Origin of the sequence: Bacillus capparidis, from assembly GCF_017832095.1 — a bacterium.
Classification (GTDB): Bacteria; Bacillota; Bacilli; order Bacillales; family Bacillaceae; genus Bacillus; species Bacillus gobiensis.
The window spans coordinates 44,086-64,618 of sequence record NZ_JAFDST010000009.1; the positions used below are offsets into that span (position 1 = coordinate 44,086).

Here is a 20,533-nt window from a genome sequence, read left to right on the forward strand (position 1 = left end):
ATCCCATTCCTCTAAAACAAGAGAAAGTGTGGGGAAACGGAAATGAACTTAGTCTTAATGGGGCTGCCGGGAGCCGGTAAAGGCACCCAGGCTGAACGAATTGTAGAAGATTACGGCATCCCTCACATCTCGACTGGCGACATGTTTCGTGCTGCGATGAAAGAAGAAACAGCTCTGGGTCTCAAAGCGAAGTCCTTTATAGATAAAGGTGAACTTGTCCCCGATGAGGTGACAATAGGTATCGTCGAAGAGAGACTTGGAAAGAATGATTGCAGCAATGGATTCCTGTTAGACGGATTTCCAAGGACCGTCGCTCAGGCAGGTGCTCTTGAAGACATTTTAGCTAAGCAAGATAAGTCAATTGATTATGTGATAAACATCAACGTTGATAAAGATATATTGATGGAACGGCTGACAGGCCGCAGGATTTGCAAGAATTGCGGCGCCACTTATCATTTGGTTTTTAATCCTCCTTCAAAAGAAGGGGTATGCGATAAGTGCGGTGGAGAACTTTATCAACGGGAAGATGATAACGAAAAAACGGTTTCCAACAGGTTGGAAGTCAATGTAAAGCAGACAAAGCCGCTGCTTGAGTTTTATTCTGATAAAGGCTATCTCGTCGATATTGACGGCCAAAAGAACATCAATGAAGTATATGGAGATATCAAGGATTTGCTTGGGAGCTTAAACAAATGATTATCTGTAAAACGCCCCGCGAATTGGAAATTATGCGAAGGGCCGGTCAAATCGTTGCGTTAACACATCAGGAATTAAAGCAGCATATTAAGCCGGGTGTAACAACGAAAAGGTTAGACCAGATTGCAGATCGTTTCATTAGGCAGCATGAGGCAATCCCATCTTTTAAAGGTTATAACGGATTTCCTGGCAGCATTTGCATTTCGGTAAATGAAGAATTGGTACATGGCATTCCAGGAAGCCGTGTGCTTCATGATGGTGATATTGTCAGTATTGACATTGGCGCTAAATACAATGGATATCACGGTGACTCTGCTTGGACATATCCAGTTGGAACGATCTCAGAAGAAGATCAAAATCTTTTGGATGTAACAGAGGAATCTTTATATAGAGGCTTACAGGAAGCGAAACCGGGCAACCGTTTATCTGATCTTTCCCATGCGATACAAAGCTATGCGGAGGGAGAAGGATTTTCCATCGTCAGAGAATATGTCGGTCACGGAGTAGGTCAGGAATTGCATGAAGATCCGCAAATTCCCCACTATGGCCCTCCTGGCAAAGGACCGCGATTAAAGCCGGGTATGGTACTTGCCGTTGAGCCAATGGTGAACGCCGGCAGCCGGTATGTAAAAACGCTGGCTGATAACTGGACGGTCATTACGGTAGATGGAAAGCGTTGCGCTCACTTTGAGCACACAATCGCGATTACTGACTCGGGTTTTGATATACTGACAAAAGCCTAGTGGAGTCGAATGAAAGCAAAACTTCGCTTGATGAGAGGTTTAACCTGACTCAATCTGTAAGAAAAGCAGGATGTTGTTGTAGGCAGGCATATATGATGATTCACGTATCCTAATTACAAACGGAGAGACGTAAATCTCATTCTCCTAAGAAGAAATATCAATCATGTAACCTTTACGACCCGCGTATCTCCGGAAGTTCAGAACAGTATATACGAAACAGGGCATGTGACAAATTGGATTTGTCAGAAAGCAAGTTACTGATTTGAAGAAGGGAGACACTTGAATGGCGAAAGACGATGTAATTGAAGTGGAAGGCACTGTTATAGAAACTCTGCCAAATGCGATGTTTAAAGTTGAACTTGAGAATGGTCATTCTGTTTTGGCTCATGTATCTGGTAAAATTCGCATGCACTTCATTCGCATTTTACCTGGAGACAAAGTTACGGTAGAATTATCTCCATATGACTTAACCCGTGGCAGAATTACGTACCGTTACAAATAAAGCACTCCGGACACTGAAGGAGGTTGGAAACACATGAAAGTGAGACCATCTGTTAAACCGATCTGTGAAAAATGTAAAGTTATTCGCAGAAAAGGCAAAGTAATGGTGATCTGTGAAAACCCAAAACATAAACAAAAACAAGGATAAATTTAAGGAGGTGCCAAAAGCATGGCTCGTATTGCTGGAATAGATATCCCGCGCGACAAGCGTATCGTTGTTTCTTTGACTTATATTTTTGGAATCGGAAGCTCAACTGCAAGCAAGGTTCTTAAAGAAGCGGGAGTATCTGAAGATACACGCGTCCGTGATTTGACCGAGGAAGAACTAGGAAAAATCCGTGACAGCATTGACAAATTAAAAGTTGAGGGTGACCTTCGCCGTGAAGTATCTCTTAACATTAAACGTCTGATTGAAATCGGAAGCTACCGAGGAATTCGTCATCGCCGTGGCTTGCCTGTTCGCGGACAAAACACAAAAAACAACGCACGTACCCGCAAAGGTCCGCGTCGTACTGTAGCTAACAAGAAAAAATAACGTAAGGGAGGTAATTTAGAATGGCTGCTGCTCGTAAAACAAATACACGTAAACGCCGTGTAAAAAAGAATATTGAAGCTGGTATCGCTCATATCCGTTCAACGTTCAATAACACAATTGTAACGATTACGGATACACAAGGTAATTCTGTTTCTTGGTCTAGTGCCGGAAGCCTAGGATTCAAAGGTTCTCGTAAATCGACTCCATACGCTGCTCAAATGGCTGCAGAAACTGCTGCAAAAGCATCAATTGAGCATGGATTGAAAACGTTGGAAGTTACTGTTAAAGGTCCTGGTTCAGGCCGTGAAGCTGCAATTCGCGCCCTTCAAGCTGCCGGACTAGAAGTTACTGCAATCAGAGACGTAACACCAGTTCCTCATAACGGATGCCGTCCGCCAAAACGTCGCCGTGTATAAATTGTTTGTATAGATTTTGTGTCCCTGTCAATAATGGGTTATGATACAGTTATTTATGAAACGAATCAGCGTTTCGTTTCCTAGCACATACGGGACTGAACATTGGGGAATTTCGGTTAGAATCTCTTGATTCTTTCCGGGGTTTCGACGTTTTGAAGGAGGGTTTTATGTGATGATTGAAATTGAAAAACCAAAAATCGAAACGGTGTTCTGCACGAATTCTCAACAATCGAAGGCGTTGTTGAAGATGTTACATCGATCATCTTAAACATTAAGAAACTCGCACTCAAAATCTACTCCGAAGAGGAGAAGACACTTGAAATTGATGTGCAGGGTGAAGGTATTGTTACAGCCGCCGATATTACGCATGACAGTGATGTAGAGATTCTAAATCCGGATCTTCAAATCGCTACTTTGGGAGAGAATGCGAGTTTTCGAGTTCGTTTGACTGCTCAAAGAGGTCGTGGATATACTCGTGCTGATGCAAACAAGCGAGATGACCAGCCGATTGGCGTTATCCCGATTGATTCTATTTTCACTCCGGTATCCCGCGTTTCTTATCAGGTCGAAAACACTCGTGTAGGCCAAATTGCAAACTACGATAAACTTACACTCGATGTTTGGACAGATGGAAGTACTGGACCAAAAGAAGCCATAGCACTAGGCTCAAAGATTTTAACAGAGCACTTAAATATTTTTGTCGGTTTAACTGACGAAGCTCAGCACGCGGAAATTATGGTGGAAAAAGAAGAAGACCAAAAAGAAAAAGTTCTTGAAATGACGATTGAAGAGCTTGATCTTTCTGTTCGTTCTTACAACTGCCTAAAGCGCGCTGGCATTAATACCGTTCAAGAGCTCGCGAACAAAACAGAAGAAGATATGATGAAGGTTCGCAACCTTGGACGCAAATCGCTAGAAGAAGTAAAAGCGAAGCTGGAAGAGCTTGGGCTTGGCCTTCGCAAGGATGATTGACTAGTTACCATGTGAACTAGCATTTTCTTGTGTAAGAAAGGAATTTCGTTTAAAGGAGGGAATCCACATGTCATATAGAAAACTAGGACGTACAAGTGCTCAGCGTAAAGCGATGCTTCGTGATTTAACGACTGATTTAATCATTAACGAGCGCATCGAAACAACTGAAGCACGTGCGAAAGAACTTCGCTCAGTAGTTGAAAAAATGATCACGCTTGGTAAACGCGGAGATTTGCATGCCCGTCGTTTAGCAGCTGCATATATACGCAATGAGGTTGCTAATGAAGAGAACAACCAAGATGCTCTTCAAAAGCTATTCTCTGATGTTGCGACTCGCTACGAGGAGCGCCAAGGCGGATACACTCGCATTATGAAGCTTGGACCGCGCCGTGGTGACGGAGCTCCGATGGCTATCATCGAACTCGTTTAATCAAATATCGTGTGCGATTAAAAAGAAGGGCGTGGCAGTTGATAAACTGAATCTATGCCCTTTTTTTTAGCTTTTTTACGTTGGAGAAGGAAAGGGTGCCGGGCTATGGACGATAAGACGCTGATCACTGCCAATAACATTACATTCCGTTATCAAGAGAATTCGGCCAAGCCGGCTTTAGATAACGTTTCATTTCAAGTGGAGCGCGGGAAATGGCTGGCGATCGTAGGACATAACGGCTCTGGAAAATCAACGCTTGCCCGCGTCTTAAATGGATTGATTCTTCCGGATGAGGGGGAAGTTATCGTTGATGGCCTGCAGCTTACAAAAGACTCAATATGGGCCATTCGAAAGAAGATCGGCATGGTCTTCCAAAACCCTGATAATCAGTTCGTCGGCAGCACCGTACGTGATGATGTGGCTTTTGGTTTAGAAAATAACGGTGTACCCCGCGAGGATATGATCGAACGAGTTGATTGGGCGACCAAACAGGTAAATATGCAAGACTTTCTTGATCAAGAGCCGCACCATCTATCCGGCGGGCAGAAGCAAAGGGTAGCGATTGCGGGAGTTCTTGCCGCCCGGCCCGATCTGATCATTTTAGACGAAGCAACGTCTATGCTGGATCCGCGCGGAAGAGAAGAAGTCTTGGAAACAGTCAGGCAGTTAAAAGACAAAAGCATGGTTACCGTCATTTCGATTACCCATGATTTGAACGAAGCAGCCAAGGCTGACCAAATCATCGTCATGAATGACGGAAAAAAATATGCGGAAGGCACCCCTGATGATATCTTTAAAATGGATGACCAGCTTGTCGAAATTGGTCTCGATTTGCCTTTTTCATTTCGTTTGAGCAGGCTGTTAAAAGAAAAGGGAGTGCCGCTTACGAAAGATCATTTGACGCATGAAGGGCTGGTGGATGAGCTTTGGACATTACAATCAAAGATTTAGAGCACAGATACCAGATGAAGACTCCCTTTGAAAGGCTTGCTCTTTTTGACGTCAACGCCGAGATCAATGAAGGAAGCTACGTCGCAGTAATCGGCCATACGGGATCAGGGAAATCCACCCTGCTTCAGCATTTGAATGGCCTTTTAAAGCCGACAAAAGGGAGCGTTACATTGGGCGGCACAGTATTAGAAGCAGGAAAAAAGAATAAGGATTTAAAAAGCTTGCGAAAAAAGGTAGGAATCGTGTTTCAATTTCCCGAGTATCAGCTATTTGAGGAAACCGTGTTGAAGGATATCATATTCGGGCCAATGAATTTCGGAGTCAGTAAACAGAAAGCCGAAGAAAAAGCGAAAGAGCTGCTTCACATGGTCCATTTACCTGAAGACGTTCTGGAACGATCTCCTTTCGAATTAAGCGGCGGTCAAAAGCGCAGGGTCGCGATTGCGGGAGTGCTGGCAATGGAGCCGGAAGTCCTCGTTCTCGATGAGCCGACGGCAGGGCTTGATCCAAGAGGAAGGCAGGAAATTATGGACATGTTCTATGACCTTCATCAAAAAAGCGGCGTGACGACGATTCTTGTCACACACAGCATGGAGGATGCCGCACGATATGCAGATGAAATGATCGTTATGAACAAAGGTACGGTGAAAGCTAAAGGAACCCCGCGTGAACTCTTTTCAAAAGAAACGGATATATCCTCACTCGGGTTGGACATGCCTGAAACAATAAAGTTTCAGAGCCTGCTTCAGCAAAAGCTGGGAAAATCTTTTTCCTTGCCGGCTTTGTCAATCGAAGAAACGGCTGACGAAATCCTCGCACTCCTGCAGAAGGAGAATGCCTTATGATAGATAGCGTCATTATTGGTAAATATGTACCCGGCTCATCGATTGTTCACAGGCTTGACTCGAGATCAAAGCTATTATCGATCTTTTTCTTTGTCTTTATCGTATTTCTAGCCAATAACTTCCTTACTTATGTGATACTCGGCCTATTTACACTTTTTACGGTGCTTCTGACAAGGCTGCCGTGGCGTTTTTTGCTTAATGGGTTAAAACCAGTTCTAATTATTATTTTATTTACGTTTTTGCTTCATATATTGATGACAAAAGAAGGCCCGGTTCTTTTAGATCTTGGTTTTCTTAATATTCACCAGGGAGGCTTGGTTCAAGGGGTCTTTATTTCGTTGCGGTTCGTTTATCTTATTATGATTACAACCCTTCTAACTTTGACGACGACTCCCATTGAATTGACAGATGGCATTGAAAGCCTTCTGGGTCCCTTGAAAAAAATCAAGCTGCCTGTTCATGAGCTCGCATTGATGATGTCGATTTCTTTGCGCTTCATTCCGACCCTCTTAGAGGAAACAGATAAAATAATGAAGGCGCAAATGGCAAGAGGTGCAGACTTCACAAGCGGTCCGATAAAAGACCGGATTCAAGCCATTGTTCCTCTTTTAGTCCCTTTATTTGTCAGTGCCTTTAAACGCGCTGAGGATCTTGCTACTGCGATGGAAGCAAGAGGTTATCAAGGAGGCGAAGGGAGAACGAAATACCGGCAGCTTGTCTGGGGCTTGAAGGATACAGCAGCCCTGTTTTGCCTATGCATTCTGGCTGTCGTATTATTTGTTTTGCGAACTTAGGTGATCTGTATGAGAATAAAATTAATTTTATCCTATGACGGAAGTCGGTTTTACGGATTTCAGGTCCAACCGAACCAACGAACGGTGCAAGAAGAGCTTGAAAAAGCATTGAAAGTGCTTCATAAATCGAAAGAGAAAATCAGTGTCATTTCATCAGGGAGAACAGACAGCGGTGTCCATGCAGTCGGCCAGTGTGTTCATTTCGATTCTCCGCTTTCGATCCCTGATCACAAATGGCCTTATGCCTTAAATTCATTGCTGCCGCCTGATATCGTTGTCAGACAAGCGGAGACGGTGGATGAAAGCTTTCATGCCAGATACGGGACGAGTTGGAAGGAATACCGCTATTTTATCGATACAAGCAAGCATCCTGACGTCTTTCGTCGCCTGTATAGCTATCATTATCCATATCCATTTGAGCTGAAAGCGATGCAGGAGGCAGGAAACCTCCTTGTCGGTACCCATGATTTCACCAGCTTTTGTTCTCCTAAAAGCGGTAAAGAAAACAAAGTGCGAACCATTTATAAGCTGGAATGGGAGAAAACCGATGAAGGCCTGCAGATGATCATTGTTGGGAATGGCTTTTTATATAATATGGTCCGGATTATTGTCGGAACGCTCCTTGCTGTTGGCTCAGGCAAAATATCGCTGGATCACATTACGGATATCATAGAGGCTAAAAACCGGCAGGCTGCAGGAAAAAAAGCACCTGCTCACGGCCTCTATTTATGGCAAGTGAATTATGACAACTAATCCAGGTGTAACATTAGCTTGACATCAGGACTAGAAAGTTATAAGATATCATATGGTATGTATTTCAACCCCACAAATAAGCCCCGGAAACTTATTCGTGTTTTGAAATAGAACGTAGCAATTTGTTTATTGAAACTTTAACATATGGAAATGAACCAGGAGGGAAATATAATGCGTACAACACCAATGGCAAAAGCAAGTACAGTTGAACGTAAATGGTATGTTGTTGACGCAGCTGATAAGACGCTTGGTCGTCTGTCTACTGAAGTTGCTTCAATTTTGCGCGGCAAGCATAAGCCGACTTATACACCAAACGTTGATACAGGAGATCATGTGATCATCATCAACGCTGAAAAAATCGAATTGACTGGTAAAAAACTATCAGACAAAATCTATTACCGCCATACTCAACATCCAGGTGGGTTAAAATCAAGAACTGCTCTTGAGATGCGTACAAACTATCCAGAAAAAATGCTTGAACTAGCGATCAAAGGCATGCTTCCTAAAAACTCTTTAGGCCGCCAAATGTTCAAGAAATTAAATGTATATCGTGGCGCTGAGCATCCGCATCAGGCACAACAACCAGAAGTTTACGAGCTTCGAGGATAATTAAGGGAGGTTAACTATTTTGGCACAGGTTCAATATTACGGTACAGGCCGCCGCAAAAGCTCTGTAGCACGCGTGCGTTTAGTACCAGGCGAAGGACGTATCGTTGTTAATCAACGTGAAATTACAGATTACATTCCATCTCCAGCTCTTATTGAAGATATCAAACAACCGCTAACTCTTACGGAAACTGCTTCTAACTATGATGTATTGGTTAGCGTAAATGGAGGCGGCTACGCAGGACAATCCGGAGCAATCCGCCACGGAATTGCCCGCGCACTTCTTCAAGCGGATCCAGAATACCGTTTGACTCTTAAACGTGCAGGCTTGCTGACTCGTGACGCACGCATGAAAGAACGTAAAAAATACGGTCTTAAAGGCGCTCGCCGTGCACCTCAGTTCTCAAAACGTTAATTATTGGCGTTTGGAAGGCTCTCAGACCTTTTGGTTTGGGGGTCTTTTTTATGCCTGAAAACGATTTTGACCACATATCAATCTAGAGGGAACGGTACTAGAAAAAAAGTAATTTTAAACCACCTATATATGTTGGATGCCATTAAATTTCTTGCTACACTCTGATCACGGAATATTTATAAAGGTATCGTATTTTATTTATGAATTATAAAAAATTTAATAAACCATTCTAAACAAAGGTGCACATAAAAGAACGGAGCTGTTTAGTTGAATAGCGGTCTTTTTTTATCGTCAAAAACGCGGACGGCGAGGTCGCAGGTTACTGTGGCCCAATCGAGGAAATCACGAGGTTGTTAAGATTGGGGGTATGGATTACACGAAAGCCGCCTGCCGGTTCTTTACCCGGTAAGCGGCTTTCTTCATGTCACCCGACAACTTGAAACATGATCACTCTCATCGAATTTCGAGGAGCCACCACCAGTCATTGTGGTCACGGCCATCGAAGCCGGTTACCTCCTGTTGGCCGGCAGTCCAGCGGGAATCGCTGAGCCCGCGGTGGGAGTGAAGCGTATGGTTGGTGCTCAGGTGGACAAGTCGGACTCGTCGCTGAGCGGTCCACTGACCACCACCGTCGACCTCGACCCGCCAGTTGTCGTTGTCGTCTCCCTGATCTCCGGCGCCAAAGCAGGTCACCTCCTGCTGACCGGTGACAGGGGAAGGGTGTCCCGAGTGGCTGTGCAGGTTGCATTGCGTAACCACGTGCTCAAGCCGGATCACATCGCCATGTTGGACTACTTCATCTTTCCTATGATTCGCTTCCGTACCATGTGGTCCCTTGACCCTCCAGAGGTCATTGTCATCTGCCCCTCTGAAGCAGGTTACCTGCTGCTGACCTGAGCTGCCGCGGTGGCCGTAGTTCAGTGCGTGCGAATGGAGAGTCAGCCCCGTCATGAGATGACTTACCTTAATGGTCTGACCGTATCGGACCGCAGCATTGGCCGCAGGCGGCATGGTCGTGAACACAGGCGGGGTCTTCTGCTGGTAGTCGACTACGAAAAATCCCCGCCAAGGGTCGGTGTTCGTGGCGTCAAAGTGAGGGTTGCCTGGTTCGGAGGACAAAACTACCTCCCTTCCTACCGTGTTGTTATCGTACACGAACACTTTCATAATGTCAGCTTTCGAATGCCACTCATACCCATAGGCTAGAACCTGGTGATTCTTCGATCCGATCTCCCCGAGGCTGGTTGCATCTATCAGCCCGAGGACAACCGGCTGACCGGCATCGATGCGCGACCGTAGCTTTGGAAATTCTTCCTCCTTCGTCCAGCGGGTAACTCCCTTTCCTCCAAAGGTGGTAGCATGATCGGACGCTACGGACCAATGAATATACTTGATGGAGGAAGGTACAAGGAAGCTGTCCATAAGCCGACTGTAAATGTAATCCGCAAGCCAGTGTCCATCCGGGGGAACATTTGCATTAAACAAGTTCCCGGCGTATTTCGGAACTGGAATGCCCCCGAGGAAGTAGTCGAGCGCGGCAAAAGCCATTCCGCCGCACCGTCCCTCGGTTGTCACCTGTCCATAGCCCGGAATCTTAGCCACAGAATTGATGAAACTGTTTGGAAACAAAAACCCGTGATCCGCTGGGTTAAAACCAAGCTTTCGACTATGGCGCCACGTTCCTGAGTCCCAGATCGCATTTCCCTGGTTGGTGTAGACCACCGCATTCCCATCGTCCTGAAGAATGAGATATGCTCCGGCGTTCCCCCAGGTGTCAGAAGACCAGACCGCCTGTCCATTTGCCTTGTAGACGACAAGGTTGCCATCATCCTGCATGACTGCTTTCACGGCACCACTGCCGTCGGTGCCGGACGCCCAAACCGGTATGTTGTTGCCTCGGTGTACTTCATAGAGTACGAAGTTCCCATCATCCTGCATGATCAGGAATGCTCGCCCATTGTTTGCGGTGATCTGTTGGTTTGCTGTTAGTTCTTGCCCCGGCTTAAGCTGGTCGGCCATCTTTTAATCACTCCACTCGGAAAGGTATTGGTACCATTTTCAATGGTTCCCGTTGCTTCTATACAACAAAAAAATTAACCAAATCTTTGTTGTTTTTGGTTATCATTACGTTTTACAAAACTTTCATTCCCGTTGATTACCTGGAACAGCCATGTGTACACCACCTATCTCAATCAATCTCAGAACAATGAAGCTGAAATGCTTCTCAAAATGGTTATGAGCATATTACAAGTTTTATGCAAATAAGTCTAAAGGTCCAGTCGATTGAAAAGATTATGACTAAGGCCACAATTTGTCCAGATAATTAACTAGATATAAAGAGGTATTTTTTGTAGGAAAGGAGAATAACTTGAATCGTTGTATAAAAAGCTATGGGGGAGTTTTTTATGAAAAAATTGTTTTCATCGATTTTAGTTTTTTTGCTGGCCTTTTCACTAGCATGGACGGCGGAAGCGGCTTCATCAATTCAAAATCCACAGACCGCAGTTCAGGTAAATGGAGAGTCCCAACTACAAAAGATGTTACCTATTGCTTCAGTAATGCCTGATGATGGAGCTACTGGTGTTCGACCTGATACACAAATTGAAATCAGTTTGGATGAGAAGGCTCCCGCATTCAAGAGGTTTCAAAAAAAGATTTCAAGCGGAAAATTTGATGTTGCCATAAACGGCATTTCCACCGAAAGTACATACGATCCTGAGAGCAAACGAATTACCGTTACTCATGGAAATCTAAAACGCCATTCAATTCAAGAGGTTACCCTGTCGGTTAAAGCCGACTTAAAAAGCACAGAGAACAACTCAAATAATGCTAGTTATACTTTTTCTTTTCAAACGGGCTCGGCTATAGGAGAAGCAACAAATCTTTGGGCTGAAGTGGAAAACGCACGGGTTTCTACGAAAGAAGAAGGAAAAGTGAATATAAAAGTTACAGATGATTATGGAAATCCAGCTACTAATGCAACAGTACATGTTACGAGTGATAGCTCCACGTTGAAATCAAATCCCTTGGTAATAGATGAGGATGATAATGGAGAAGGCAGCATCGGCTTACGTAATAACAAAGCTGAAACCGTCAATTTAACCATCACTTCCCAAGATAACACATACTCTGATGCTGTAAATAAACAAAGTGTTCAAAAAGTCATTGAATTTTATACTCCGTCTAAATTGCAGTTCAGAGCAGAAAACATTCTTTTAATTCAACAAGTTTTACCTTGGGAATCGAGCATCTGGAATCAAACATTTAATGAACATAATATGACTTATACTGTCGTTGACTCAACTAAACTTGCCACCGTAGATTTTAGTCAATTTGATCGTATAGTGTTAGCTTCAGACCAACCACAAAGCGTCTATTATGTTTTGCGAACTCGTATGGCCGAAATAGATGAATGGGTCGCAAATGGAGGTGTTCTCTACTTTGGCGGTGCGTGTATGGGATGGCAACAGGGAGATTGGGCAATAGGTCCGAATAACATAAGAAAAACCCAAGCTTATCATTATACAAATTTCGTAGTGAACACTGATTCACCGATTACAAAAGGTTTACCTGAATCACTATATTATTACTACGCTTCTTTTAGTATACTTGATAACTTACCGTCAAATGCAACCGTCCTTATGGCCATAAGAAAAAACGGTACTTTGCCGACGACAGCGTACTTTGAGTCAGGAAACGGCTTTGTGTATGTTACAACAGCGACTATTGAACTGCCAGCACTTAACTCAGAATCTTATTGGCGTGTATTGTGGGATAACACATTCTCCCACTTGTTCCTTGGATCAAAATAGTATAAAAAACTTTTTCTTTCTTTACTCAAATTGTTATAAGGGTATTACACACAACTTATATATATTTTTGTTGCTTACCTATCTTAAAGCCATACAAAACCATAAATGCTGGCGTTTGGAAGGCCCCAGGCTTTTTGCTTGGGGGTCTTTTTTATGCCTGAAAATGCTTTGGACCACCTATTTTTGGGCAGTGTCTTCACCAAGTGATGCCGAGAAAATTTTAAAAATCAATTGACTTTTCAGAATAATCCGTATTATATTAAGGTTGCCGAAATTATTCGTAATAGTAAAATACAGTTTTATATTATAAAACGGAAGGGTGATATGGTATGCCCATCATTCAATCAGTAGAACGAGCCCTTCGTATCCTCGACCTATTTGACGAACATACAACTGAGCTAAAGATAACAGATATCAGCGAGCTTATGGGCCTGCATAAAAGTACGATTCATTCTTTACTTAAAACTCTTCAGGAATATGGATACATTAAGCAAAATTCGGAAAACGGAAAATACGGATTAGGAATGAAGCTTTTTGAAAGAGGAAATTATGTTATTCAGTCATTAGATATCAGGCATATAGCAAAGAAGTATTTAGTAGACCTTTCATTAAAAACAGGGCAGACCGCCCATCTTGTTATTTTAGATGGAAAAGAAGGGGTATACGTAGATAAAGTGGAAGGCCCCATGGCTGTTATCCTTTATTCCCGGATAGGAAGACGAATCCCTCTCCATTGCTCTGCTGTTGGAAAGGCCTTAATCGCTTTTAAGAAGGAAGAAGAAATACAAAAGGTTTTAAACGGATATGATTACTTTAAAAAAACAGAAAACACCATCACAAACAAAGCAGATTTCATGCTTGAACTTGAAAAAGTTCGTACTCGGGGATACGCAATAGATAATCAAGAAAATGAGCCAGGGGTTCGCTGTATTGCAGTACCCGTTCGAAATAATGAAAATGAGACCATTGCTGCTATTAGTCTTTCTACTCTTGTTGCCCGCGTTGATGAAACTCAGTTAGAGGAGTTTGCTGCTCAACTAAAGGCAGTCGGCTCCGAATTATCAGAACAAATGGGATTTGGGATACTATTAAGATAAATCGGATCCCTTCTTTCATGTTTATATATTAAAACTGAGTTTTATAATATAAAACATTTATCAGGAGGTATGGTATGCGTATCATTCGTTATGTAAATGAAAATTCTGTTGCGATTCTGGCTGCATTAACAAAAGAGGGAAAGGTTTATCCACTGCCTCAAGCGGATTTTATGAAACTGGTCCAACAAGCAAATGACCAAAATCTTTCTCTTCTGGCCTTTGTTGAAAGCGCTGTCTTGGGTGTGGATCCAATTTCTCATTCTGTTGAAAGTTTATCTTTGCTGGTTCCTATTGAAGCGCCAGAGGTTTGGGCTTCCGGTGTCACCTATGAAAGGAGCAGAGATGCCAGAAACTTTGAGTCTTCAGAAGGAGAAATTGAATCAGTTACGTTCTATGACAAGGTTTATGATGCAGAACGCCCGGAGATTTTCATGAAGTCTACAGCAGCTAGAACAGTGGGTCCAAATGATGAAGTATGCCTTCGCAGTGACTCTCATTGGCAAATCCCAGAGCCAGAGTTAGGGCTTGTCATAAATAGCAAAGGAGAGATTTTAGGATACACGATAGGAAATGACATGAGCTGCCGGGATATTGAAGGGGAAAACCCGCTTTATCTTCCTCAGGCGAAAGTTTGGAAACATTCCTGTTCCATTGGACCGGCCGTCCTTCTGGCAGAAACGGTTCAAGATCCTTATCAATTTGAGATCACATGCAGAATTTATCGAGGCGGCTTAAAAGTTGTAGAAGAAAAAGCGAGTACGCGCCAATTAAAACGAACGTTTGATGAACTAGTTTCCTATCTGCTTAAAGATAATCAGATTTTTGATGGCACTGTTTTATTGACTGGTACATGTATTATACCGCCCAATGAATTCACCTTAGCAGATGGGGACAGAATCGAGATCGAAATCTCTGATATCGGTGTTTTACAGAATCCTGTCCGCTTGGCGAATCCAGCCATACCAACTTCATAAACAGATATTTATAAGAAAAATGTAAAGCGGGAGAGGTTATTTATGAATACAGATTTTAGGACTGTAATGATGAAACCGCATGATAACGTAGCTGTTGCTTTAATGAGTTTACCAGCAGGGAGCCATGTCCAAGTGGCATGCCAAGATGAACGCTTTTTCATTGAAATGAAAGGTACGATTGAATTCGGGCATAAGTTTGCCGTCAAACCAATTTCCAAGGGTGAAGATATTCTTAAATACGGGGAAGTCATTGGGGCAGCCACAAAAGATATTGAACCGGGAGAACATGTTCATATTCACAATCTAGAGGGAAAACGCGGGCGGGGGGATAAAGTTGGAGTGGAATAATGAAAAGACATTTTGGGGATATAGGCGTTCCGATGGCAGAGTTGGAGTGAGAAACCATGTGCTGATTTTGCCAACGATTACTTGTGCAACGCAAGCCGCAAAACAGATTACGGAATTGGTGCATGGCACTGTCTCTTTTATTCATCAGCATGGGTGTGCCCAGGTGGGAGTAGATTACGACCAAACCTTCCGTACATATGTAGGAATGGGGACAAATCCGAATGTTTATGGAGTTGTTGTTTTAGGGCTTGGTTGTGAAACCCACCAAGCACGCAGTGTAGCTGGAGAACTGGCAAAGACAGGAAAGCCGGTTGAAGTGGTTTCGATTCAAGATCACGGAGGAACGCTCGGTGCAATCGCCGAAGGATCTAAAATTGCCGCAAAAATGGTTCAGGATGCTTCTGCTCAAATGCGAGAATTATGCGATTTTAGCGAGCTCGTGATTGGAACAGAATGCGGGGGTTCGGACGCATGTTCCGGATTATCCGCAAATCCTGCAGTTGGAGTGGTTAGTGACATGCTGGTTGATCATGGAGGTACTGCTATTTTAGCAGAAACAACAGAGCTTATTGGTGCTGAGCATCTATTGGCTCAACGTGCGGCCGATGATAGAACTGCCAAACGTGTATATGAAGTAATTGGGGCTATGGAAAACCGGGCAATCAAGATGGGCGTTGATATTCGAACGGGAAATCCAAGCCCTGGAAATATCAAGGGAGGCTTAAGTTCTCTGGAAGAAAAGTCGTTAGGCGCTTCGAATAAGTCAGGCAGCAGGCCTTTGCAGGAAGTGATTGATTATGCCCAAGCTCCATCGAAAAAGGGTCTGGTTTGGATGGATACACCTGGACATGACATTGAGCAGTTGACGGGCATGGTTGCAGGAGGAGCTCAAATTGTCCTGTTTACCACAGGAAGAGGTACTCCAACCGGATCTCCCATTGCCCCTGTTATTAAGATTGCGACAAATACAAGAATGTTTGAAGAAATGGGAGATAACATGGATTTGAACGCTGGAACGATCATCGAAGGAAAAGAGTCGATCGAATCGGTTGGTCGGCACATTTTAGATGAAATCGAGCTTGTTGCTTCCGGGAAGTTTACGAAAGCAGAAATTCTCAAGCAGCATGATTTCGGTATTTGGCGAATTGGGCCTACATTTTAAAGATAAGGAAAGGAGTTTGATTATGACAACTACAACGCAAGTGAAAACCTATCTTAATTATATTAATGGGACATGGGTCGCATCTCTTTCAGACAATGTAGTGACAAGCATTAATCCTGCCAATAGAAACGAAATCGTAGGAAGAATCCAATCCTCAACTGAAGAGGATGTTGATAAAGCAGTATTCGCGGCAAAACAGGCGCAAAAAGCGTGGCAAAAGCTTTCTGGAGCCGAACGCGGCAATTACCTTTACAAAATTGCCGACCAACTTGAACGCCGTCTGGACGAAATTGCCGAATCGATGACACGGGAAATGGGGAAAACATTTCCAGAAGCTAAAGGTGAGACGATGCGCGGGATCGCGATTTTGCGCTACTATGCCGGTGAGGGAATGCGCAAAGTAGGAGACGTCATTCCGTCTACTGACAGTGAAGCCTTAATGTTTACGACACGCGTTCCGCTTGGAGTTGTCGGCGTTATTTCTCCGTGGAACTTTCCAGTAGCCATTCCAATTTGGAAAATGGCACCGGCGCTCATATACGGCAATACAGTCGTGATAAAACCGGCAATGGAGGCAACTGTTACAGCAGCTAAGGTTGTTGAGTGCATGGATAAGGCAGGCATTCCGGCTGGCGTCGTGAATATGGTGACTGGCGCAGGTTCTGTTGTAGGGGCGGCAATTGCCAACCATACAAATGTCAACGGTATTACGTTTACAGGTTCAAACGTAACCGGGAAACAGATTGGTCATGCTGCCCTAGCTAGAGGAGCGAAATATCAATTGGAGATGGGCGGGAAAAATCCAGTGATCATTGCAGCAGATAGCGACCTGGATTTGGCGGTAGAAGGAACGATAAGCGGCGGACTCCGGTCGACAGGGCAAAAATGCACGGCCACGAGCCGGGTATTTGTTCAGGCTGAGGTATATGATGCGTTTAAAGACAAATTACTTGAAAAAGTAAAAGAGATTACCATAGGAAACGGAATGGAGGAAGGCACGTGGATGGGCCCGTGTGCCAGTGAAAGTCAGATGAACACCGTTCTTTCCTATATAGAAAAAGGAAAAGCTGAAGGTGCAACATTGATATTCGGCGGTGGATATTGTGATGAAAAAGGCACCGAAGATGGTTTTTACGTTTCTCCGACAATATTTGAGAACGTCACAAACGATATGGTTATTGCTCAGGAAGAAATTTTTGGCCCAGTCCTTGCACTCATAAAAGTTAAAACAATTGAAGAAGCACTTACGCTTGCCAATGATGTAGAATTTGGGCTTAGTGCCTCCATTTATACAAAAGACATTGGTACAATGCTTTCGTTTATTAACGAAACGGATGCCGGACTTGTTCGAATAAATGCTGAAACAGCAGGTGTAGAATTGCAGGCACCGTTCGGAGGAATGAAACAATCCAGTTCTCACTCCCGAGAACAGGGACAAGCGGCAATCGAATTCTTTACCTCTATCAAAACTGTTTTTGTAAAAGCATAAACGGATTGGCTATATAAATCGTTCCCTAAAAGTTAGAAGGATTTTAGGGAACGGTTTTCATTTACGGGAGTCCAGTCACCACAATGTCTATTTAAGAGAATCTCAAAACCTCGTCTCCACGGACTCTCACTTGATTTTTGGTAAGCGCTTACAAAATTTACTGGAAGAATACCGCTTAGGGGAGGTTTAATAATGGGAAAACGAACGGGAAAAAGGACAAGAGTTCGCTGGAACATAGCTATTCTCATGTGGGCTGCTATTGCAATTAATTATTTGGATCGAACCGTTTTGTCAGCGACAACACCTGCTTTAATGGAGGAGTTTGGACTAGATGCAGCGCAAATGGGCATTATCATGTCAGCTTTCTTTTGGAGTTACGCGTTATTTCAGATTCCTGCAGGCTGGTTAGCCGACAAAGTTGGGCAGAGATTCTCGCTTGCTTTTTGTGTTGCCTGGTGGTCAATTGCCACTGCATTGACAGCTCTCAGCCAAGGTTTGAAATCTCTCCTAATCTTTCGTGTGCTGTTAGGAATAGGAGAGGCTGGCGCATACCCAAGTAACGCAGGTGTAACAGCGAAATGGTTTCCTGATAAAGAAAGGACCAGGGTTTCTGCAATTTTTGATAGTGGATCCAAAGTGGGGACAGCTTTAGCGATGCCGCTTGTTGTTTGGTTAATGACGATGTTTGGATGGAAAGTTCCGTTTATCGTTTCCGGCCTATTAGGATTGATCTGGGTAGTTATCTGGTGGGCCTATTACCGTGACCCGGAAAAGCATATGTATGTCAATCAAGATGAACTAACCTATATTCGGGACGGGCAGGTCAAAAAAGAAGGGCTTAATCAAACAAAGTCGATGAAATGGTACGAGCTACTAAAATACCGTAATATTCAAGCCATGTGTGTCGGCTTTTTCATGTTAAACTATGCGATTTACTTTTTTATTACATGGTTTCCGGCCTACCTCGTTCAAGAACGCGGCTTTGAATTGATGAAAATGGGCTGGGTCTCGATGATTCCCCCTTTAGTTGGATTAGTGGCTGAACTCATCGCGGGCTGGTTTTCCGACCACCTTTACTCAAAAGGCTATTCGTTAACCTTTGTACGTAAGTTGAGCCTTGTTGGAGGTATGTTGCTGGCAACGATGATTGCTTTTCCGGATTGGTTGATTCCGCAGTGCTTTCCATTGCTTTATTGTCTGTTTCTTATGCCGGTTTAACGACAGCTGCCTGTGCGATTTGGTCACTGCCGGGAGACGTCGCGCCGCCTAATATGACTTCAATAGCAGGAGGCCTTCAAAATTGCGTTTCGAACATAGGAGGGATTTTAGGGCCGATCGTGACCGGCTTCATCATCACTTCGACTCATTCGTTTATCCCGGCTCTTTTAGTATCTGGAGCTGTTACTTTGGCGGGTGCATTAACTTATCTTTTCTGGCTTGGAAAGGTAGAACCGATTATTCCTGGGGTGGACTCACCAAGCAGCCAGTTGAGTTTATAAAAAATGATTAATTATTCGGTCCGTATATGCAGAAATGTTCGAATTGCAATAATCAAGACGCTCTCACACCTTTTGGGTTGAGGGCTTTTTTATACTCGAAAACGCTTTCGACCGCCAATCACAGCCATCAGTCCCTTATCTATTTGTATTCCGGTCAAAATGGTCCAGTAGCAGGAATTCTGATAAAATGGAGACGTGGTACGAGGAATTACTTTTTTCTCGGGAGAGGTTTCATTCGTCCCTCAGTATAATGACCGTAATTTTCTACAAGCTTTTCAAAATGGAAATAGTCCTAAGAAAGCATCTGTCCGTGAGGAAAATGAGATTGATGCAATTACCGGTTAGTCGCTTCGTTTGTAATTATCATTAATCATATGTTCATTTTTTGCAATGATGAAGTGAACAAATTAATAATAAACCAAATTGCAAAAAGGAGTTCAAAATATATTCCGGCAGAGCACCTTCCAGAGCTTACAATGAGTGATTGGAAACAGGATTATCTATATTGATTACAAAGTCTTGGAATAGGTCTTATGATTACTCCGAAGCGTTAGCTGCACAATGTTTCCTTATATTCGCAGAAATAACAATCGGCAGGTTTATTACAGGATTGTTTATTTTCATAAGAACGATAGTAAAGCATGACAAATACTGTGACGGCGGTCTTTTAAAATCATTGTTTGGCAAACCTGCTGAAGGTGTTTGCACAAATCAACTTTCAATTCCGATTAGGAAGCTACAGAAAACGGAATGAATAATAAGTAAAGGTGGCAATGATTATGAGTGATAGCATCATACTGATAGACGAGTTCAATAATACCGAAATTGATAAAAATTTAGAATGGTATTCCCCGCCTAAAGAGTGGGAGCTTAATCCTGAACGCTCGAATTTAATGATTAAAACTGACAAGCAAACGGATTTTTGGCAAAAAACACATTATGGTTTTCAAGCTGATAATGGACATTTTTTGTACTATGAACTGCACGGAGACTTTAGATTAACTACTAAAGTAAAATCAAAACCAAAAAATAGATACGACCAAGCAGGTTTAATGGTACGATTTTCAAATAATACTTGGTTAAAGACTTCTGTTGAATATATACCTGACGGCCATAGTAAATTAGGTGTTGTCGTAACAAATCAAGGTTATTCTGATTGGTCTAGCCAGGAATTTTCAGAAGACGATACTTCACTTTTTTATCGAATTACAAGAAGAGAAAACAATTACTATGTTGATTATTCATTAGATGGTACTTCGTGGAGTCAAATAAGAATGACTCATCTAGTTGAAGAGACAGATAATATTAAAGTTGGCATCTATGCTTGTAGTCCGCAAGGAGAAGGCTGCGAAGCAGAGTTCGACTTTATAAAGATTGAAAATATAAATAATGATACAAAAGTTTATTAATGACTTATAGGTGCTTGACGTGTACTCACTCACTTTTGAAGGCTCACGGTGAAAAAAAGGAAGAAGCCCGGACCAAAGTCCGAGCT

At 43.2% G+C, this 20,533-nt stretch carries 23 protein-coding genes and 2 pseudogenes; 24 read left to right on the forward strand and 1 reads right to left on the reverse strand.

Annotation, left to right across the window (positions count from 1 at the left end):
• Positions 1 to 42 precede the first annotated feature (42 nt).
• From JOC74_RS22465 to rpsI, 14 genes and pseudogenes are all read left to right on the forward strand, one after another.
• Complete coding sequence (locus tag JOC74_RS22465; protein WP_053605193.1) at positions 43 to 696, forward strand: adenylate kinase; 654 nt, start codon at positions 43 to 45, stop codon at positions 694 to 696.
• Positions 693 to 1,439: a type I methionyl aminopeptidase gene (gene map, locus JOC74_RS22470; protein WP_053605194.1), complete on the forward strand. Its 747-nt coding sequence runs from the start codon at positions 693 to 695 to the stop codon at positions 1,437 to 1,439. Before JOC74_RS22465 ends, map begins: the two co-directional genes overlap by 4 nt.
• Positions 1,440 to 1,722: 283 nt before the next feature.
• Complete coding sequence (gene infA, locus JOC74_RS22475) at positions 1,723 to 1,941, forward strand: translation initiation factor IF-1 (RefSeq protein WP_053605195.1); 219 nt, start codon at positions 1,723 to 1,725, stop codon at positions 1,939 to 1,941.
• Positions 1,942 to 1,974: 33 nt separating this feature from the next.
• On the forward strand, positions 1,975 to 2,088 hold the full coding sequence (rpmJ, locus tag JOC74_RS22480) for a 50S ribosomal protein L36 (RefSeq protein ID WP_003156543.1): 114 nt from the start codon (positions 1,975 to 1,977) through the stop codon (positions 2,086 to 2,088).
• A gap of 21 nt (positions 2,089 to 2,109) precedes the next feature.
• Positions 2,110 to 2,475 (forward strand): 30S ribosomal protein S13, encoded by a 366-nt coding sequence (gene rpsM / locus JOC74_RS22485; RefSeq protein ID WP_053605196.1) that lies wholly within the window; start codon positions 2,110 to 2,112, stop codon positions 2,473 to 2,475.
• A gap of 20 nt (positions 2,476 to 2,495) precedes the next feature.
• Positions 2,496 to 2,891, forward strand: coding sequence for a 30S ribosomal protein S11 (gene rpsK, locus JOC74_RS22490; protein WP_053605197.1), 396 nt, complete (start codon positions 2,496 to 2,498; stop codon positions 2,889 to 2,891).
• Between the two features lie 201 nt (positions 2,892 to 3,092).
• Positions 3,093 to 3,863 (forward strand): annotated as a pseudogene (locus tag JOC74_RS22495) (DNA-directed RNA polymerase subunit alpha); the annotation flags it as partial.
• 67 nt (positions 3,864 to 3,930) lie between these two features.
• On the forward strand, positions 3,931 to 4,293 hold the full coding sequence (gene rplQ, locus JOC74_RS22500) for a 50S ribosomal protein L17 (RefSeq protein WP_053605198.1): 363 nt from the start codon (positions 3,931 to 3,933) through the stop codon (positions 4,291 to 4,293).
• Positions 4,294 to 4,398: 105 nt separating this feature from the next.
• A complete protein-coding gene (locus tag JOC74_RS22505; protein ID WP_053605199.1) occupies positions 4,399 to 5,244 on the forward strand; it encodes an energy-coupling factor ABC transporter ATP-binding protein in 846 nt (281 codons plus the stop codon).
• Positions 5,220 to 6,089 (forward strand): energy-coupling factor ABC transporter ATP-binding protein, encoded by an 870-nt coding sequence (locus JOC74_RS22510; protein WP_053605200.1) that lies wholly within the window; start codon positions 5,220 to 5,222, stop codon positions 6,087 to 6,089. The genes JOC74_RS22505 and JOC74_RS22510 overlap by 25 nt, the downstream gene beginning before the upstream one ends.
• Entirely contained in the window at positions 6,086 to 6,883 is a 798-nt protein-coding gene (locus JOC74_RS22515) for an energy-coupling factor transporter transmembrane component T family protein (RefSeq protein ID WP_053605201.1), read from the forward strand. The genes JOC74_RS22510 and JOC74_RS22515 overlap by 4 nt, the downstream gene beginning before the upstream one ends.
• A 9-nt stretch (positions 6,884 to 6,892) precedes the next feature.
• Positions 6,893 to 7,636 carry a tRNA pseudouridine(38-40) synthase TruA gene (gene truA, locus JOC74_RS22520; protein WP_053605202.1) on the forward strand — a complete coding sequence of 248 codons (744 nt, stop codon included), beginning with the start codon at positions 6,893 to 6,895 and terminating at the stop codon, positions 7,634 to 7,636.
• Positions 7,637 to 7,807: 171 nt separating this feature from the next.
• Positions 7,808 to 8,245, forward strand: coding sequence for a 50S ribosomal protein L13 (gene rplM / locus JOC74_RS22525; RefSeq protein ID WP_211086329.1), 438 nt, complete (start codon positions 7,808 to 7,810; stop codon positions 8,243 to 8,245).
• Positions 8,246 to 8,264: 19 nt separating this feature from the next.
• On the forward strand, positions 8,265 to 8,657 hold the full coding sequence (gene rpsI, locus JOC74_RS22530) for a 30S ribosomal protein S9 (protein ID WP_053605204.1): 393 nt from the start codon (positions 8,265 to 8,267) through the stop codon (positions 8,655 to 8,657).
• A gap of 453 nt (positions 8,658 to 9,110) precedes the next feature.
• On the opposite strand, the gene JOC74_RS22535 is transcribed toward rpsI, so the two are convergent.
• Positions 9,111 to 10,676, reverse strand: coding sequence for an MIR domain-containing protein (locus JOC74_RS22535; RefSeq protein ID WP_053605205.1), 1,566 nt, complete (start codon positions 10,674 to 10,676; stop codon positions 9,111 to 9,113).
• Positions 10,677 to 11,062: 386 nt separating this feature from the next.
• On the opposite strand from JOC74_RS22535, the gene JOC74_RS22540 reads away from it, so the two are divergent.
• From JOC74_RS22540 to JOC74_RS22575, 10 genes and pseudogenes are all read left to right on the forward strand, one after another.
• Positions 11,063 to 12,469 (forward strand): Ig-like domain-containing protein, encoded by a 1,407-nt coding sequence (locus JOC74_RS22540; RefSeq protein ID WP_053605206.1) that lies wholly within the window; start codon positions 11,063 to 11,065, stop codon positions 12,467 to 12,469.
• A 329-nt stretch (positions 12,470 to 12,798) separates the two neighbouring features.
• Positions 12,799 to 13,566, forward strand: a complete 768-nt coding sequence (locus JOC74_RS22545) for an IclR family transcriptional regulator (RefSeq protein WP_053605207.1) — start codon at positions 12,799 to 12,801, stop codon at positions 13,564 to 13,566.
• Positions 13,567 to 13,640: 74 nt separating this feature from the next.
• Complete coding sequence (locus JOC74_RS22550; protein WP_053605208.1) at positions 13,641 to 14,540, forward strand: fumarylacetoacetate hydrolase family protein; 900 nt, start codon at positions 13,641 to 13,643, stop codon at positions 14,538 to 14,540.
• A 42-nt stretch (positions 14,541 to 14,582) separates the two neighbouring features.
• On the forward strand, positions 14,583 to 14,888 hold the full coding sequence (locus JOC74_RS22555; RefSeq protein WP_053605209.1) for a UxaA family hydrolase: 306 nt from the start codon (positions 14,583 to 14,585) through the stop codon (positions 14,886 to 14,888).
• Positions 14,875 to 16,050 carry a UxaA family hydrolase gene (locus JOC74_RS22560; RefSeq protein ID WP_053605210.1) on the forward strand — a complete coding sequence of 392 codons (1,176 nt, stop codon included), beginning with the start codon at positions 14,875 to 14,877 and terminating at the stop codon, positions 16,048 to 16,050. The genes JOC74_RS22555 and JOC74_RS22560 overlap by 14 nt, the downstream gene beginning before the upstream one ends.
• 22 nt (positions 16,051 to 16,072) lie before the next feature.
• Positions 16,073 to 17,539 (forward strand): alpha-ketoglutaric semialdehyde dehydrogenase GucD, encoded by a 1,467-nt coding sequence (gene gucD, locus JOC74_RS22565; protein WP_053605211.1) that lies wholly within the window; start codon positions 16,073 to 16,075, stop codon positions 17,537 to 17,539.
• 192 nt (positions 17,540 to 17,731) lie between these two features.
• The gene (locus tag JOC74_RS22570; protein ID WP_225970270.1) at positions 17,732 to 18,757 is read left to right on the forward strand and encodes an MFS transporter; all 1,026 of its coding nucleotides are present in this window, start codon (positions 17,732 to 17,734) and stop codon (positions 18,755 to 18,757) included.
• Positions 18,715 to 19,038 carry an MFS transporter gene (locus JOC74_RS23770; RefSeq protein WP_225970271.1) on the forward strand — a complete coding sequence of 108 codons (324 nt, stop codon included), beginning with the start codon at positions 18,715 to 18,717 and terminating at the stop codon, positions 19,036 to 19,038. The genes JOC74_RS22570 and JOC74_RS23770 overlap by 43 nt, the downstream gene beginning before the upstream one ends.
• A gap of 107 nt (positions 19,039 to 19,145) precedes the next feature.
• Positions 19,146 to 19,547 (forward strand): annotated as a pseudogene (locus tag JOC74_RS23775) (ROK family transcriptional regulator); the annotation flags it as partial.
• Positions 19,548 to 19,817: 270 nt separating this feature from the next.
• Complete coding sequence (locus JOC74_RS22575) at positions 19,818 to 20,447, forward strand: DUF1349 domain-containing protein (protein WP_053605213.1); 630 nt, start codon at positions 19,818 to 19,820, stop codon at positions 20,445 to 20,447.
• The last annotated feature ends 86 nt before the right edge of the window (positions 20,448 to 20,533 follow it).

What these genes read in the sequence shown, in the direction of transcription:
- rpmJ (WP_003156543.1), top strand. Translation starts at nt 1,975, where the DNA reads ATGAAAGTGAGACCATCTGTTAAACCGATCTGTGAAAAATGTAAAGTT.
- JOC74_RS22555 (WP_053605209.1), top strand. Translation starts at nt 14,583, where the DNA reads ATGAATACAGATTTTAGGACTGTAATGATGAAACCGCATGATAACGTA.
- rpsK (WP_053605197.1), top strand. Translation starts at nt 2,496, where the DNA reads ATGGCTGCTGCTCGTAAAACAAATACACGTAAACGCCGTGTAAAAAAG.
- infA (WP_053605195.1), top strand. Translation starts at nt 1,723, where the DNA reads ATGGCGAAAGACGATGTAATTGAAGTGGAAGGCACTGTTATAGAAACT.
- JOC74_RS22545 (WP_053605207.1), top strand. Translation starts at nt 12,799, where the DNA reads ATGCCCATCATTCAATCAGTAGAACGAGCCCTTCGTATCCTCGACCTA.
- JOC74_RS22575 (WP_053605213.1), top strand. Translation starts at nt 19,818, where the DNA reads ATGAGTGATAGCATCATACTGATAGACGAGTTCAATAATACCGAAATT.
- JOC74_RS22540 (WP_053605206.1), top strand. Translation starts at nt 11,063, where the DNA reads ATGAAAAAATTGTTTTCATCGATTTTAGTTTTTTTGCTGGCCTTTTCA.
- JOC74_RS22550 (WP_053605208.1), top strand. Translation starts at nt 13,641, where the DNA reads ATGCGTATCATTCGTTATGTAAATGAAAATTCTGTTGCGATTCTGGCT.
- JOC74_RS22570 (WP_225970270.1), top strand. Translation starts at nt 17,732, where the DNA reads ATGGGAAAACGAACGGGAAAAAGGACAAGAGTTCGCTGGAACATAGCT.
- JOC74_RS22505 (WP_053605199.1), top strand. Translation starts at nt 4,399, where the DNA reads ATGGACGATAAGACGCTGATCACTGCCAATAACATTACATTCCGTTAT.
- rplM (WP_211086329.1), top strand. Translation starts at nt 7,808, where the DNA reads ATGCGTACAACACCAATGGCAAAAGCAAGTACAGTTGAACGTAAATGG.
- rpsM (WP_053605196.1), top strand. Translation starts at nt 2,110, where the DNA reads ATGGCTCGTATTGCTGGAATAGATATCCCGCGCGACAAGCGTATCGTT.
- JOC74_RS22465 (WP_053605193.1), top strand. Translation starts at nt 43, where the DNA reads ATGAACTTAGTCTTAATGGGGCTGCCGGGAGCCGGTAAAGGCACCCAG.
- rplQ (WP_053605198.1), top strand. Translation starts at nt 3,931, where the DNA reads ATGTCATATAGAAAACTAGGACGTACAAGTGCTCAGCGTAAAGCGATG.
- JOC74_RS22515 (WP_053605201.1), top strand. Translation starts at nt 6,086, where the DNA reads ATGATAGATAGCGTCATTATTGGTAAATATGTACCCGGCTCATCGATT.
- gucD (WP_053605211.1), top strand. Translation starts at nt 16,073, where the DNA reads ATGACAACTACAACGCAAGTGAAAACCTATCTTAATTATATTAATGGG.
- map (WP_053605194.1), top strand. Translation starts at nt 693, where the DNA reads ATGATTATCTGTAAAACGCCCCGCGAATTGGAAATTATGCGAAGGGCC.
- JOC74_RS22535 (WP_053605205.1), bottom strand. Translation starts at nt 10,676, where the DNA reads ATGGCCGACCAGCTTAAGCCGGGGCAAGAACTAACAGCAAACCAACAG.
- truA (WP_053605202.1), top strand. Translation starts at nt 6,893, where the DNA reads ATGAGAATAAAATTAATTTTATCCTATGACGGAAGTCGGTTTTACGGA.